Origin of the sequence: Stenotrophomonas daejeonensis, from assembly GCF_001431505.1 — a bacterium.
Classification (GTDB): domain Bacteria; phylum Pseudomonadota; class Gammaproteobacteria; order Xanthomonadales; family Xanthomonadaceae; genus Stenotrophomonas; species Stenotrophomonas daejeonensis.
In genome coordinates this window covers 26896-41770 of the sequence record NZ_LDJP01000030.1, presented here as the reverse complement: position 1 = coordinate 41770, position 14875 = coordinate 26896, and the positions used below count along the sequence as shown (strand labels likewise).

At 69.3% G+C, this 14875-nt stretch carries 13 protein-coding genes; 6 read left to right on the top strand and 7 right to left on the bottom strand.

Going from position 1 to position 14875, the window contains the following annotated elements; all coding sequences use genetic code 11:
* Positions 1 to 377 precede the first annotated feature (377 nt).
* Genes trpA through trpB form a run of 3 tightly spaced genes read right to left on the bottom strand, consistent with a single transcriptional unit; the run spans position 378 to position 3011 of the window.
* Positions 378 to 1181, bottom strand: coding sequence for a tryptophan synthase subunit alpha (gene trpA, locus ABB34_RS05835; protein WP_211258170.1), 804 nt, complete (start codon positions 1179 to 1181; stop codon positions 378 to 380).
* 7 nt (positions 1182 to 1188) lie between these two features.
* The gene (locus ABB34_RS05830; RefSeq protein WP_211258169.1) at positions 1189 to 1785 is read right to left on the bottom strand and encodes a hypothetical protein; all 597 of its coding nucleotides are present in this window, start codon (positions 1783 to 1785) and stop codon (positions 1189 to 1191) included.
* An 8-nt stretch (positions 1786 to 1793) separates the two neighbouring features.
* Complete coding sequence (gene trpB, locus ABB34_RS05825) at positions 1794 to 3011, bottom strand: tryptophan synthase subunit beta (RefSeq protein WP_057640308.1); 1218 nt, start codon at positions 3009 to 3011, stop codon at positions 1794 to 1796.
* Positions 3012 to 3105: 94 nt separating this feature from the next.
* Between trpB and ABB34_RS05820 the strand changes: the two genes are divergently transcribed.
* The gene (locus tag ABB34_RS05820; RefSeq protein ID WP_057640307.1) at positions 3106 to 4002 is read left to right on the top strand and encodes a LysR family transcriptional regulator; all 897 of its coding nucleotides are present in this window, start codon (positions 3106 to 3108) and stop codon (positions 4000 to 4002) included.
* Between the two features lie 74 nt (positions 4003 to 4076).
* On the opposite strand, the gene ABB34_RS05815 is transcribed toward ABB34_RS05820, so the two are convergent.
* Complete coding sequence (locus ABB34_RS05815) at positions 4077 to 7607, bottom strand: hybrid sensor histidine kinase/response regulator (protein ID WP_245625410.1); 3531 nt, start codon at positions 7605 to 7607, stop codon at positions 4077 to 4079.
* Between the two features lie 241 nt (positions 7608 to 7848).
* On the opposite strand from ABB34_RS05815, the gene ABB34_RS05810 reads away from it, so the two are divergent.
* From ABB34_RS05810 to ABB34_RS05800, 3 genes are read left to right on the top strand one after another with little or no spacing between them, the layout of a single operon-like run.
* Positions 7849 to 8487: a YceI family protein gene (locus tag ABB34_RS05810; protein WP_057640305.1), complete on the top strand. Its 639-nt coding sequence runs from the start codon at positions 7849 to 7851 to the stop codon at positions 8485 to 8487.
* Positions 8484 to 9062: a cytochrome b gene (locus ABB34_RS05805; RefSeq protein WP_057640304.1), complete on the top strand. Its 579-nt coding sequence runs from the start codon at positions 8484 to 8486 to the stop codon at positions 9060 to 9062. The genes ABB34_RS05810 and ABB34_RS05805 overlap by 4 nt, the downstream gene beginning before the upstream one ends.
* Positions 9059 to 9625, top strand: coding sequence for a YceI family protein (locus tag ABB34_RS05800; protein ID WP_057640303.1), 567 nt, complete (start codon positions 9059 to 9061; stop codon positions 9623 to 9625). The genes ABB34_RS05805 and ABB34_RS05800 overlap by 4 nt, the downstream gene beginning before the upstream one ends.
* Before the next feature lie 43 nt (positions 9626 to 9668).
* Here ABB34_RS05800 and ABB34_RS05795 read toward each other — a convergent pair whose 3' ends face one another.
* The 3 genes from ABB34_RS05795 to ABB34_RS05790 form a co-directional block, all read right to left on the bottom strand.
* Positions 9669 to 11105, bottom strand: coding sequence for an XVIPCD domain-containing protein (locus ABB34_RS05795; RefSeq protein WP_211258168.1), 1437 nt, complete (start codon positions 11103 to 11105; stop codon positions 9669 to 9671).
* Positions 11102 to 11740: a hypothetical protein gene (locus ABB34_RS15190; protein WP_152979531.1), complete on the bottom strand. Its 639-nt coding sequence runs from the start codon at positions 11738 to 11740 to the stop codon at positions 11102 to 11104. The genes ABB34_RS05795 and ABB34_RS15190 overlap by 4 nt, the downstream gene beginning before the upstream one ends.
* A gap of 454 nt (positions 11741 to 12194) precedes the next feature.
* The gene (locus tag ABB34_RS05790; protein WP_057640301.1) at positions 12195 to 12434 is read right to left on the bottom strand and encodes a glutaredoxin family protein; all 240 of its coding nucleotides are present in this window, start codon (positions 12432 to 12434) and stop codon (positions 12195 to 12197) included.
* A gap of 99 nt (positions 12435 to 12533) precedes the next feature.
* On the opposite strand from ABB34_RS05790, the gene ABB34_RS05785 reads away from it, so the two are divergent.
* Positions 12534 to 13916, top strand: a complete 1383-nt coding sequence (locus ABB34_RS05785; protein ID WP_057640300.1) for an L-serine ammonia-lyase — start codon at positions 12534 to 12536, stop codon at positions 13914 to 13916.
* Between the two features lie 43 nt (positions 13917 to 13959).
* A complete protein-coding gene (locus tag ABB34_RS05780; protein WP_057640299.1) occupies positions 13960 to 14829 on the top strand; it encodes a hypothetical protein in 870 nt (289 codons plus the stop codon).
* Positions 14830 to 14875: the final 46 nt, after the last annotated feature.

The following is a 14875-nucleotide window of genomic DNA, read 5'->3' as shown; positions in this document are numbered from 1 at the left end:
GCCGTGTTGGGAAACGTGCGGGCCGCTTCCGTGGGCAGGACATGGACGACCAATTCATCCTTGGAAACATCAATGCCGACACAGGTATTCATCACGCCTCCGACGTAAGCTGGGGACGAGAGCACTCCCATCGATCCCATGCTTGTTCGCTTCGGACTGTGATCCGATCAACTGTTCGGGCTGAGGATGGGAGCACGGAGTGCGGCGCCCCTGACTCCTACACGTGCTTGCTTGGCACCGCGACTGAACGGGCTGCCGCACTCCGCTCTCACCTGCAACGGTAACGGGATAAATGACACAAGCGACGCGAGTCGCGACCGGGCTTCCTCGGGAAAGCTCCATCGCGACTCGCGTCGCTCCTACAATAGCCACATGATTCAGGCGTCCAGCGCCTGCCGCAGCGGTGCGAGGAACTCGCTGGCATCGCGCACGGCGGCTTCGACCGATGCGGCCCCGGCCATCGCCGCGACCAGTGCACTGCCGACCACCACGCCATCGGCATCGACCGCCATCGCCGCGGCGCTGGCCGCGTCCTTGATGCCGAAACCGGCCACCACCGGCGTTTTCGCCCGGCTGCGCAGCAACCGCAGGCGCTCGCCGGCGGCGGCGCTGTCCAGCCGTTCGGAGGCACCGGTAACGCCGGCGAAGCTGACGTAATAGAGGTAGCCCTGCGCCGCCTCGCACAGGCCGGCGAGCCGTTGCTCGCTGCTGGTCGGCGAGGCCAGCAGGACCAGCGCCAGCCCGGCGGCGGTGAACGCGGCGCGAGTTTCGGCGGCTTCTTCCGGCGGCAGGTCCACCAGCAGCACGCCATCCACGCCGGCGGCCACCGCCTCGGTGGCGAACCGTGCCGCGCCGCGGATTTCCACCGGGTTGAGGTAGCCCATCAGCACCACCGGCGTGGCGGTGTCCCGCTGCCGGAACGCGGCCACGCTGTCGAACACATAGCGCAGCCCGGCGCCCCGCCCCAGCGCGCGCTCGGAGCTGCGCTGGATGGTCGGGCCGTCGGCCATCGGGTCGGAGAACGGCACGCCCAGTTCGAGGACGTCGGCGCCGGCGGCGACCAGCGCGTGCATCACCGGCACGGTGGCTTCCAGCGCCGGGTCGCCGGCGGTGATGAAGGGGATCAGCGCCTTGCGGCCGGAGGCGCGCAGGCGGGCGAAGCATTCGTCGATTCGGGTCACGGGCATCTCAGGCACATCCTTCGATCAGTTCGACCGCTTCGGGCTGGCCCCAGTAGATCGCGGTCACCACGCCATCGAGGGTTTCCAGGCGCAGGGCCAGCCGGGCCTGCGGGTCGGTCCAGGTCAGGTACTCGCCATCGGGCGAGGCATAGGCGTGCGGGCTGGCCACCACGCCGGCGGGCAGGCGTCCGCGCGCCTCGGCCGCGGTCATGCCGACCCACAGCCCGAACGGCAGCGGCGGCCCGTCGGCACCCGGCGCGCGCTCGTCGTGGGCGTCGAAACGGGCGATATGGTCGGCGATGACCATCATCGACAGGCCCGCCGGCAGCGTGCCGCCTTCGTAGTATTCGCAGTCGCCTTCCATCAGCTCGCGCATGCCGGCGGAGGCGAAGGCGTCGTCGCCCGGCCCCTGGCCGAACGCCGCGCCGACCTGCAGTTCGCCCACGCCGGCCAGTTGCGCTGCCGCATCCGTCGCCGGGGCCGGTTGCGTGGCTTCCGGCGGCGTTGCCTGCGCGCCTGCCGGCAGCGGCCGCACCTCGGGCTCGGGCGGCTTGCAGGCCGTCAACGCCATGCCCAGGCAGGCCAGCGCGCCCATGCGGAACAAGCGCCCGTTCACAGCGACAGCCCTTCGCGCGCGGCGATGGTGTGCACGTCCTTGTCGCCGCGGCCGGACAGGTTGCACAACACCAGCGCGTCCTTCGGCAGCTCGCGCGCCAGCTTGATCGCCTGCGCCACCGCGTGGCTGGATTCCAGCGCCGGCAGGATGCCCTCGGTGCGGGTCAGGCGGTGGAACGCGGCCAGCGCTTCGTCATCAGTGATGCCGACGTACTGCGCGCGGCCGCTGTCGGACAGGAACGCATGCTCGGGGCCGACGCCGGGGTAGTCCAGGCCGGCGGAAATGGAATGGGTTTCGGTGATCTGGCCGTCGTCGTCGCACAGCACATAGGTGCGGTTGCCGTGCAGCACGCCGGGGCGGCCGGCCGAGATCGACGCGGCGTGACGGCCGGTATGGATGCCGTCGCCCGCCGCCTCGGCACCGTAGATCTTGACCTCGCGGTCATTGAGGAAGGCATGGAACAGGCCGATGGCATTGGAGCCACCGCCGACGCAGGCGGTGATCGCGTCGGGCAGGCGGCCATAGTCCTCCAGCATCTGCGCGCGCGCCTCGCGGCCGACGATGGCGTTGAAGTCGCGCACCATGCGCGGGTACGGGTCGGGGCCGGCGACGGTGCCGATGATGTAGAAGGTGTCGCGCACGTTGGTCACCCAGTCGCGCATTGCTTCGTTGAGCGCGTCCTTGAGCGTGGCCGAGCCGCTGCTCACCGGCACCACCGTGGCACCGAGCAGCTTCATCCGGTAGACGTTGATCTTCTGCCGCTCGATGTCGGTGGCGCCCATGTAGACCACGCATTCCAGCCCCAGCCGCGCGGCCACGGTGGCGCTGGCCACGCCGTGCTGGCCGGCGCCGGTCTCGGCGATGATGCGGGTCTTGCCCATGCGCGCGGCCAGCAGCGCCTGGCCGATGGTGTTGTTCACCTTGTGCGCGCCGGTGTGGTTGAGGTCCTCGCGCTTGAGCAGGATCTGCGCGCCGCCGACGTCGCGGCTCAGCCGCTCGGCGTGGTAGATCGGGCTGGGACGGCCGACGTAGTGCTTCAGGTCCTTGTCGTAGGCGGCGATGAAGGCCGGATCGACCCGCGCCTGGTCATAGGCGGCGGCCAGTTCCTGCAACGGCCCGACCAGCGTCTCGGCGACGAAACTGCCGCCGTAGCGGCCGAAATGGCCGCGGGCATCGGGATAGGCGTGGAAATCGGGGATCGGCGCGGCGGTCATGGCATCACGGGCAAGCAGGACAGGCCCGCACCGTAACGCACATGCCATGCGATGAAAATCGATAAATATGCCTTCATGTGTTAGAAAAACTCACATGAACGATGAACGCGCCCTGCCCTCGCTCAATGCCCTGCGTGCCTTCGAGGCGGCCGCGCGGTTGCGCAGCGTCAGCCTGGCCGCCGAGGAACTGCACGTGACCCACGGCGCGGTCAGCCGCCAATTGCGGGCGCTGGAGGAAGAACTCGGCCTCGCCCTGTTCGAGCGCGACGGCCGCGGCATCCGCCCCACCGCCGCCGGCAGGCGCCTGCTCGAAGCGGCTTCGGGCGCGTTCTCGCAGCTGCGTGACTGCGTGGCCGCGCTGCGCCGGGGCCAGCATGGCGACGCCCTCGTGCTCGGCTGCCCCGGCAGCGTGCTGGCACGCTGGATGATCCCGCGCCTGCAAGTGCTGCAAAGCGACCTGCCCGGCCTGACCCTGCACCTGGCCGCGCAGGAAGGCGATTTCACCCCGCGCCTGGACGGCCTGGACGCGGCATTGATGCTGGGCCAGGCGCCGTGGCCGGCCAGTTGGCGGGTGCATCCGCTGGCGGCCGAGCGCATCGGCCCGGTGTTCAGCCCTGCGCTGCCCGGCGCCACGGCGCTGGCACGGCAACCGGCCGCCGCCCTGTGCGAGCAGCCGCTGCTGCACACCCGCTCGCGTCCGCAGGCATGGCCGACCTGGGCGGTGCGCAACGGCATCGATGCCGGCGAGCTGCGCTACGGCACCGGCTTCGAGCACCTGTATTACCTGCTGGAAGCCGCCGTCGCCGGGCTGGGCATCGCCATCGCGCCGGAACCGCTGGTGGCCGGCGACCTCGCCAACGGGCGGCTGGTCGCACCGTGGGGCTTCGTCGATACCGAAGGGCAATGGGCGTTGTGCACCGCTGGCGACGGGCACCCGCGGATCGAGGCGCTGGCGGGCTGGCTGCGCCAGCAGCTTGTTACTCCGCCGTAGGTACCGGGCTTGCCCGGTACGGCGCTTCACTGGGAAAGCTTCATGCGGGGCAAGCCCCGCATCTACGGATGTTCCTACGATGCCTGCGCGCACGCAGCGCCGATCGCCACCGCCAGCATCTCGCCGGTGACCGGCTTGCGCAGGAAGCCGTCGAAACCGGCGGCCGATGCCTGCCGCTCGGCATCGGCATCCGAACGCGCCGTCACCGCTATCAGCGGGAAGCTACAGCCGAGCTCGCGCAGCTGCCGGGCCAGTGCCAGCCCGTCCAGCAGCGGCAGGTCCAGATCGAGCAGGCCGACGTCGAAGGATTGCGCGGCCACCTCCGACAAGGCCGCCAGCCCGTGCAGCACGTGCACGACCTCGTGGCCGCGGGCGTGCAGCAGGTGCGAGATCACGTCGGCCACGGTGGGGTCGTCCTCGACCAGCAGGATCCGCAGGGCCTGCTTCGGGGCCGCGACCGGCGTGGCCGCCGCACTGGCCGCGACGGGTTGCAGCCGCCACGGCAGCGGCAACTCGACGATGAAGCGGGCGCCGGCCCCCAGCCGGCTGTCGATGCGGATACGCCCGCCCATCGCCACCGCCAGCTCCTGGCAGATCGCCAGCCCCAGCCCACTGCCACCGTAGCGCGACGCGGTACGCGGCCCATCGGCCTGCTCGAAGCGGTGGAACAGCCGCTTCTGCTGGTCGGGATGGATGCCGGGGCCGGTATCGCTGACCACCAGCCGCAGGCCGGCGCCGTCGGGCAGAAGTTCGGCGTCCAGCCCGACCTGCCCGCGCTCGGTGAACTTGATCGCGTTGTTCAACAGGTTCATCAGGATCTGCCGCAGCCGCGTCGCATCGCCGGTGACGACCACCGGCATCGGCGGCAGCCGTTCGCGCACGAAGTGCAGGCCACGCTTTTCCGCGACCGGCGCCATCAGCCCGGCGATGCCGTCCAGCAGCGGCGTCAGCTCGAACGGGCGCGCCTCCAGTTCCAGCCGGCCGGCCTCGATGCGCGCGAGGTCGAGGGTATCGTTGACCAACCGCAGCAGATGGGTGCCGGCCTGCTGGATCGAATCGGCGTAGCGGCGCTGGGTGGTGTCCAGCGGGGTGTCCAGCAGCAGCTCGGTCATGCCCAACACGCCGGTCATCGGCGTGCGCACCTCATGGCCGAGCGTGGCCAGGAAGCGGGTCTTGGCCAGCGAGGCCTGCTCGGCCAGCTGCCGCTTCTGCACCGCCAGTTGCCATTCGTTGCGGCGCCGCAGCCGCGCGCGGTAAACGGCCACCAGCGCCGTGATCGCCACTCCGGCCAGCGCCAGCCAGAACACCAGCGCCCACGCGCTGCGCCACCACGGCGGCTGCACGTCGAACGCCAGCGTCTGCACCTGCGACCAGACCCTGTCGGAGGTGGCCGCCTGCACCTCCAGCCGGTAATGCCCCGGCGGCAACCGCGAGAACACGCGCTCGCCGCTGGACCCCACCTCCACCCAGCCGGTGTCGTAGCCGTTGAGCCGGAAGCGATAGCTGTTGTTGGCCGAATCGGCGAAGGACAGCAGGCGCGTGACGATGTGCAGGTCGCGGTCGCCGTCCCTGATTTCCAGCGGGCTCTGCCAGGTCAGGTCGTGCTCCACGTCGCCGCGGCGCACGCTCACCCGCTCGATCACCAGCGGCGGTTGCCGGCCCGACGGCCTGACCAGGGCCGGCTCGAACAGCACCACGCCTTCCGGAGTGCCGCCGGCCATCTGCCCGGTACGCGCCCGCACCAGGCTGCGGCGGCGGAATTCCTGCCCCGGCAGGCCGTCGTGCACGCCGTACAGGCGCACCGAGCGGCTGGCCGGATCGACCCGGATCAGGCCGCGGGCGCTGCTGGCCCAGGCCACGCCGTCGGCATCCACCGCCAGCCCGTTGGCCGCCAACCCCGGGAAGCCCTGTCCGGCGCCGATGCTGGCTTCGCGCAGCAATCTGCCGTCATTCCAGCGATAGCGGTCGAGCCGGCCGAGCGCCGCAACCCAGACCACGTCGGCGGCAGTGGCATCGAAGGCGTAGGCATGGTCGGACGGCCCCCCGCGCACCGGCAGGAAGCGCCGTGCCTGCGGCTGCCACGACACCAGCCCGGCAGCGCTGGACAGCCACAGGTGGCCGTCCGGTCCGCACTGCATGTCCTCCAGCGCCGCGACGGGCAGGCCCTGCTGGCCAGGATGGACACGCAGCAGCACGCGCCCCCCGGCATCGCGCTGCTGCAGGCCGCCATCCTCCGAATACACCCACAGCCGCCCGCCGTTGCACGAGCGCAGCATGTCGCTGTCGCCGGGCATCGCCGCGTCCGCCGCATCGCCGTCGTGCCAGCGGCGCACGCTGCGGTCGCGCGGGTCATACCGCACCAGCGCGTCGAGGCTGCCGATCCACACCCGCCCGTTCGCATCCTCGACCACCGACTGCGGCCAGTTGCTGCCGTCGACCGGCTGCAGGTGGTGCTCGACCTCGCCTGTCTCCGGATCCAGCCGGTCCAGCGCGCCGCGGGTACCCACCATCCATATCCCGCCCGATGCGGAAGCGGCCAGCGCCAACGCATAGGGATTGCGCAGCGAGGCCGGGTCGTCCAGGCGCCGGGTCAGCACCGAGAACTGCCGCCAGTTCGGCGGCAGGTGCCACAACCCGGCGTTGGTGCTGGCGAACCACAGGCCGCCGTCGCGATCCTCGTGGGCGGTGACCCAGTTGGGCCGGACCCGCCCGCGTTCCTGCACGCTGTACAGCGCCACGTCGCGCACCGGCCCGCCGTCACGGCTGCGGCCCAGGCCCTGCCGCGTGTCCAGCCAGTAATTGCCGTCGGCCGCGAACTGCATCATGTTCAGCACGTCGGCCGGCTGCGCGCCCGGCCAGGCCATGCGCTCGAAGCGGCCATCGGCCTGGCGCACCACCACGCCGTCGTTGGTGGCGATCCACAGGCGGCCCTCGCGGTCCACCTTCAAGCCGTTGATGCGCGGCGAAGGCAGCACGTCCAGCCCCTCGCACTCGAAGCCGCTGCCGGTCCAGCGCGCGAGGCCGCCCTTGGTGCCCACCCAGAGCACGCCGTCAGGGGTGACCGCCAGGTACGCCACCGACGCCGACGGCAGGCCGCCGCTCCGGCCCGGCGTGGGCATGAAATGCCGGAGCCCGCCATCGGTCGCCAGGCGGTACAGGCCGGCGGTCGGCGTGCCGAACCAGACGCTGCCGTCCTGCGTGGAAGTGATGCTCCATATCGTGTTGCTGCCCAGTTGCGGCAGCGTGTCCCGGTCGAAATAGCGGAAGCTGCGGCGGTCGGCCGACAGCATCACCAGCCCCGCGCTCTGCGTGCCCATCCACAGCCGGTTCTGCGCATCGACGTGCAGGCTCCAGACCAGGTTGTCGCGCAGGCCGTCCTCGGCCCGCCAGATGCGGTAGTTGCGCCCGTCGAAACGCGCCAGGCCATCGCGGCTGGCCAGCCACAGGTAACCCAAGTGGTCTTCGGCGAACGCGTTGATGCCGGTGGAAGGCAGGCCATCGACCACTTCCAGCTGGCGCGGCTGCGGGGTGGCCGGAACTTCGGCGCGCGCGACCGTGCCGAAGACCGGCAACAGCCACAACAATGCAAGCCACCCGCGTTTCACCGCACGACCTCCTCGCAGAGGCAGCCCGATGTCGGCACCCTCTCCCGAACCATCCGGAATCCCCTCGCCCCGGCGCACGCGCCCCCACGGGACCGCCCGATTAGACCGAAGTCACCGCGGGGCTTCAACCTCCACGGCGCGAAGGCCACCGGCGCCCGCGCAACAATCCATTGCGCGGCGCAGGAACAAACCGCGGCGGCGACATGTCTAGAATCCCCGCAACCCGTCGCGGAGCCGAACCTTGCCACGCTGCCTCGCCCTGCTCCTGCTGTGCCTGCTGCCGCTGTCGGCCGCTGCCGAGCGCTACCGGCTCGACCCGGTGCACACGCGCGTGCTGTTCGCCGTCGAGCACGCCGGCTTCTCGCAGGCGCTGGGCACGCTGTCCGGCAGCGAGGGCACGCTCGACTTCGACCCGGACGACTGGGCCGGCGCGCAGCTCGACGTCATCATCCCCATCGCACGGCTGGAGCTGGGCGACGACAAGTGGAACCGCGCCACGCTGGCGCGCAACCTGCTCGACGGCGAGCGCTTCCCGCAGGCGCGCTTCGTCTCCACCCGCGTCGAGCCGCTGGATCCTCGACACGCCCGCGTCCACGGCCTGCTGACCCTGCGCGGGGTCAGCCGCGAGGTCGCGCTCGACGTCACCCTCAACGCGCTCAAGCGCCACCCGCTGCCGCCGTTCCGCCGCACCGCCGGCTTTTCCGCCACCGCCACGCTGAGCCGCGCCGATTTCGGCATCGACGCATGGAAATCGATGATCGGCGACAGCGTGCAGCTGCGCATCGAGGCCGAAGCGGTGCTCGACAACCACGGCGCTGCCGACGGCACTCCTCCGGCTCCCGCCGAGCCCACCTCCCCCGAACCGGAACCGCGCCCATGAGCCTGAAGAACACCCCCCAGCACTGGGGCAGCGTCAGCAAGACCCTGCACTGGCTGATCGCCCTGCTGATCCTCGCCCTGGGCATCGTCGGCCTGCTCATGGGCGAGCTGCCGAAGACGCCGAAGTATTTCTGGGTCTACACCGCGCACAAGTCGCTTGGCATCACCGTGCTGGCGCTGGTGGCGCTGCGGCTGGGCTGGCGGCTGTACGCCGGCGCGCCGCAGCCGGTCCCGGGCACGCCCGGCTGGCAGGAGCGCATCGCCAGCGCCACGCACGGGCTGCTGTACGTGCTGATGTTCGCCATCCCGCTGTCGGGCTGGCTGTACGACTCGGCCAGCGGGCTGCGCCCGTTCAAGCTGTTCGGCCTGGTCGAGATGCCCAAGCTGGTGGCGCCCGACGAACGGGCCGCGCAGCTCTCGCATGCACTGCACGAGTGGGGCTTCTGGCTGCTGATCCTGGCGGTGCTGGCGCATGCCGGTGCCGCGTTCTACCACCACGTTCACCAAGGCGATGCCACCTTGTCGCGCATGCTGCCGCGAGGCTGGCTCGCCGCCCCCCAGAAGGAATCCGCATGAACATCAAGCTCACCACCCCGGCCGCCGTGGCCGCCGCCCTGGCCGGCATGCTCGCCGCCACGCCCGTACTGGCCGCGGACTACGAACAGGCCCCCGGCTCGGCGCTGACCTTCGCCAGCAAATACGATGGCGAGATCTTCACCGGCAGCTTCCCCGGCTTCCGCACCGAACTGAGCTTCGACCCGGCCGACCCCGCCGCCGGCAGGCTCGACGTGACCATCCCGCTGGCCGGCGCCAGCAGCGGCAACAGCGACCGCGACTCGACCCTGCAGGGCAAGGACTTCTTCGACGTCGCCCGCTTCGCGCAGGCGCGCTACACCGCCAACGGCTTCCGCGCGCTGGGCGACAACCAGTACGCCGCCGACGGCGCGCTGGAGCTGCACGGCGTCAGCAAGCCGGTCACCCTGACCTTTACCTGGACGCCCGGCGCGCAGCCGGTGCTGACCGGCCGGGCGACGGTGAAGCGGCTGGACTTCGGCATCGGCGGCGGCGACTGGAGCGATACCAAGACCATCCCCGACGAAACCGCGATCAGCACCATCGTCCGCTTCAACGCCCGCTGACGCCTTACTGCGCAATTAAAGGAAACTGCAACCGACAGGGGGCTCAAGGCAGCATGGGCTGCCGAGCCGGCTCCGGCATGTGTGGTGCTTCCAGCAATTGCGCCTGTGCTTGCCGGTGGTTGAGGGTTTCCACATGCAGCCAGGCATCGTCGATTGGGCGCTGCGCGGCTTCGACGGTGGGCATGTGCGCGCGCAGCATCGCCGGGTCATCCATGCGGCCCTGAACCACGAAAATGTTGTGGCCGGCCGGCAAGACATCGGTTTGCCGGCTCACTACCACGTGGTCCACCCGTTGCAGCCGGTTCTCCTTTGCCAGACCCAGCAGGTTGGCACTGATGCGCTCGCTGGTGTGGTCGAACGTCTTGCCGTGGCGGGCGTCCAGTTCCTTCACCCTGTCGCGGATCTGTTCCAGCAAGGCGTGGTCGGGGTGACCGGGATCGGCAGGCGTGAGTGCGCCTTGCGCAACGGCTTCGGCCCGCTCCGGTGGCACGAGCCGTGATGGCCCGGTGTGGTTGAGCCGCACTTCACCCAATCCGCCGGGGCCCAGGTCCAGCAGTGGGAAGGAGGCTGCCTTGCCCAGGTCCAGGCCGTTGCGCTCCAATTGCGCCGGGTCCAGTCCCAATGCGCGCAGGTCCACGCGCACCTGCGGCGGCGTGCGGCCGCCCTCACCCAGCCAGGCCGTGGCCGCGGCGATTTCCGAGAGCGGCAGGGTGCCGTAGTAGTTGCGATAGTCCGAATCGCCATGCGGGCCCAGGTTGCCGCGGCCGTCGAAGAAGCAGCGTTCGACCGCGGCGGTCAGGGCGTCGTCGCGGCCGGCGGGTTGGCGGGTCAGGGCTTCGTAGGTCAGGCCGGGGGCGTAGATGGGTGTTTGGCCTTCCTGTCGGTTTACGCAACGGGTGTTGGTACGTTCTCGTAGTTCCGCATCGAGGTCGGACTCGCTGGCGCGTGGGTTTTCGTGCCGGATACGGCTGTGCAGGGCGCGCAGCGCGGAAATCTCGGCCAGGGCTTCATCTTGCCGACTACGCTCAAGATAAGTGCGCACCAGCCCTGTGAGGTTCACCATCGGCTCGCGCGCCGCATGGGCCTGATCCAGCGTATTGCCGTAATCGCGCCGAAACTGTGCCAGCTTCTCGGCGCGGTGGGTTGAGAGCACTCCGTGCATGGTTTCGTGGCCCATGACTTCGGTGAGGCGGTTGATTCGATCTCGATGCAGAGAGGCTTTCAGGAAAATGCTCTCGCTGATGAAGAGGGTACCTGGTGCTCCATCTTTGCCATCCTCGAAATGCCCGTCATTGTGCTGCCCATGCGAAACGCCGATGGCGCCGATATCGCGGTTCTCGATGGCCCGTGCCAGCAGGTTGGAGAGATAGGGTGATTCGGCAACAGCCTGGCGAATGTCGGCTTCGGCACTCTGAGGTAGACGTGGGTCACGGGCCATTGCCGAGAGCAAAGGCTCAATACGGGGATCAGTCGGCTTCATACCTCACCTCCCGCGAACCGCATTCCATAGACACATTCCCGGGAGGCGTTTGTGGGCCCCACGTCGTAGATGAGCAGGCTGGCGGTCACGCCGTGGCCATCGTTATCTATGAGACGCAAGTGTGGCCATATCCGTCCGCCTTGGAACGGCGCTCCATGAGGCGACGTTTCCCCTTCCCAAGGATTGAATCCGATGGCCCGCAACTGTCGGGAAAAATCGGCCGCATCCCAGATGCAGGGTGGGTCGATGGCTCGGACGGGGTCTTGTCCATCCGGAGGGAAAACCCATATCGAGTTCATGGTGAAATCTTTGGTGCCGTGCAATGAACTGACAGCGAAAAGATAGCCACCGGCCAGGGGCTGGCTGACGGCTTTATAATGCTTCGATGTATTTTCGATGGGAATCAGGGAAATTCCCAGGGCTGCCGCGAACTGCTCCGCCTCCGCATCGGCTCGCTTATGCAGGGAATCAGCGAAACGCAGCAACCGCTGTTGCAGTTCTTCCTTGGTAGCGGGTGGATGCACCGGGGGAGGCGACGTGCGTGCATTGGCGCAGGACAGGGCCAGCAGCGGAATCAGGACAAGGAAAAGCTTGCGTGTCGAAAAGGGCGCAATACGCGGGTCAATCGGCTTCATGCATCACCTCCTGTGAACTGTATTCCATAGACACATTCTCGCGAGGCGCCTGCGGGACCAACGTCGTAGATGAGCAGGCTGGCTGCCACGACAGGAAAAGCAGCAGGGCCAGAACGAGGAAGAAACGGAATCTGCTCATCGGCAATGAACCGATGCGACAACCAGTCTGTTTCATGCACCAAGTCCTTTTAGTTGAATTCCATGTACATATCCCTGCGGCACGGCGAAGGCTCCATGGTCGTCAACGCGCGGGTTTCCGCAAGATGGCATGGAGAACAATATCGCATACATGCGATGCACCATCGCCCTCGGCTACCGCCCTTTGGCAAATGCGGCACGGAGGTGACCACGCGACAATTCATCGCAATACAGCCCATCCGTCCCAACCCAAATGATCCTGCACAACACGCCAGAGTTCCGCTGGCACGCGCAGCGATACATCACAGACCCTACGTCAAAGGGAGGGAGCGGCTTCCAACCATCCGCTCAGCGCGGCCACGTCGAACGGCCAGTCCAGCTCGCGCCCGGCGGCATCGCGCAACACCGGCACGCGCACGCCGTAGCGCGCCTCCAGTGCGTCGTCATCGTCGATGAAGATGCTGTCGAAATCGGGCGCGCGCGCCTGCGCCAGCACCGCCAGCGCCTGGTCGCACAGGTGGCAATCGTCACGCTGGTAGAGGACCAGGCCGTTCATCCATCGCTCCATCGGGGGAATTGCTGCGCTGCGGACATGGCCGGCAACGGCAAGTCCGTAGAATAGCCGCTCCGTTTCAGCCGCAACCATAGAAGCAGCATGTCCGTCAGCACGTTCGACCTGTTCAAGATCGGCATCGGCCCCAGTTCCTCGCACACCGTCGGGCCGATGCGCGCGGCCGAGCGTTTCGTCCACCGCTGGCTGCTCGACCCCGGCCGCCTGCCCGAGGTGGCGCGCATCCGCGCCGAGGTGTTCGGCTCGCTGGCCCTGACCGGCCGCGGCCACGGCACCGACACCGCGGTGCTGCTCGGGCTGGAGGGCAACCGCCCCAACCTCATCGACCCGGACATCATCCCGGACACGCTGGCCCGCATCCGCTCGTCAAAGCGCATCAAGCTGATGGGCCTGCACGAGATCGCCTTCGACGAGAAGCGCGACCTCGCGCTGAACAAGCGCCAGAAGCTGCCCTACCACACCAACGGCATGCGCTTCACCGCGTTCGACGGCAACGACGACGTCATCGCCACCCGCGACTACTACTCGGTCGGCGGCGGCTTCGTGGTCAATGCCGACGATGCCGCCGACGACCGCATCGTCCCCGACCAGACCCCGCTCCCGTACCCGTTCAAGAGCGGCGACGAGCTGCTGGCGCAGGCCGCGCGCAGCGGCCTGAGCATCGCGCAGATGATGTTCGAGAATGAAAAGTGCTGGCGCGGCGAGGACGAGATCAGGGACGCCCTGCGCGAGCTGTGGGCGGCGATGCAGGCCTGCGTGGCGCGCGGCATCCGTTCCGAAGGCACTCTGCCCGGCGGCCTGCACGTGGGCCGCCGCGCGCCGATGCTGTACCGCGAGCTGTCCTCGCGCCCGGAAGCGGCCATGCGCGACCCGCTGACCACGCTGGACTGGGTCAACCTGTATGCACTGGCGGTCAACGAGGAAAACGCCGCAGGCGGCCGCGTGGTCACCGCGCCCACCAACGGCGCGGCCGGCATCATCCCGTCGGTACTGCACTACTACGACCGCTTCTGCCCCGGCAGCAACGAGCAGGGCGTGTTCGACTTCCTGCTCACCGCCGCCGCCATCGGCATCCTCTACAAGGAGAACGCCTCTATCTCCGGCGCCGAGGTCGGCTGCCAGGGCGAGGTCGGCGTGGCCTGCTCGATGGCCGCCGGCGGGCTGATGGCGGCGCTGGGCGGCAACCCCGGGCAGATCGAGAACGCCGCCGAGATCGGCATGGAGCACAACCTCGGCCTGACTTGCGACCCGATCGGCGGGCTGGTGCAGATCCCCTGCATCGAGCGCAACGCGATGGGCTCGGTGAAGGCGATCAACGCCGCGCGCATGGCCAGCCGCGGCGACGGCAAGCACAAGGTCAGCCTCGACAAGGTCATCAAGACCATGCGCGACACCGGCCGCGACATGCAGGACAAGTACAAGGAAACCAGCCGCGGCGGGTTGGCCGTCAACGTCATCGAGTGCTGAGCGGCCACACCCGCCCCACATCCGCGCAAGGAGCTTCCGGACGATGAACCCGTCTCCCGACACCCCGCCACTGCCGCCCCCCTCGCCACCGCGGCGCCCGGTTGCCGCCACACGCCGCAACCGCGGCCACGGCGGCCTGTTCAAGCTGCTGGCCGCCGTGGCCTGCCTGCTGGTGCTGGCCGCCTACATCGGCCAGCGCAGGCCTGCCCGCGCCGATACCGTGGACACCGCCGTGGAGGAAGCCGCGCAGGCCACGCCCACCGCGGCCATGATCCTCAAGCCGCAGGGCGGCACCCCGCCACCGCCTTCGGCGCCACGGGACGCGAGCTTCTCGGTCAGCAGCGACGGGCGGGAGCTGCGCATCGACGGCGACGTCGGCCGCCGCTTCGCCACCGACCTGAACGCGGCACTGGCGGCCCATCCATCACTGCAGCGCATCGTCATCACCAGCGGCGGCGGCTATGCCGGCCCCGGGCTGGAAGCGGCGCGGCAGATCAGCCGCCGCAACCTGATCGTCCGGGTCCGCTCGCACTGCGCCAGCATGTGCGTGGGCCTGTGGGCGGCGGCCGCGGCCCGCGAACTGGAGCCGGACGCGGTCATCGGCCTGCACCAGTGGCGCGCACCCTGCGCCACGCTGCCGCCCGAGGACCGCCGGGAATGCGAATACACCGTGCAGTTCCTGACCCAGCATGACGCCGCCTACGACGCCTGGCTGCGCAGCGCCGGCTTCAACGCGCGCCTGCTCGCGCTGCAGGAAACCACCTCGGCCGACGACATCGCCGTGCTCACCGCGCCGCAGCTGTGGGACAACGGCGTGGATTTCACCGCCGTCGACGCCGAAGGCCGGCGCATGAGCCGCGAACAGGTGCGCGATTTCCTGGCCGCGAAATACCGCAGGGCGGGCCGCGGCTGATGCCGACCACGCCATGCGGGTTTGTCCGATACCACTCAAGTTGCCC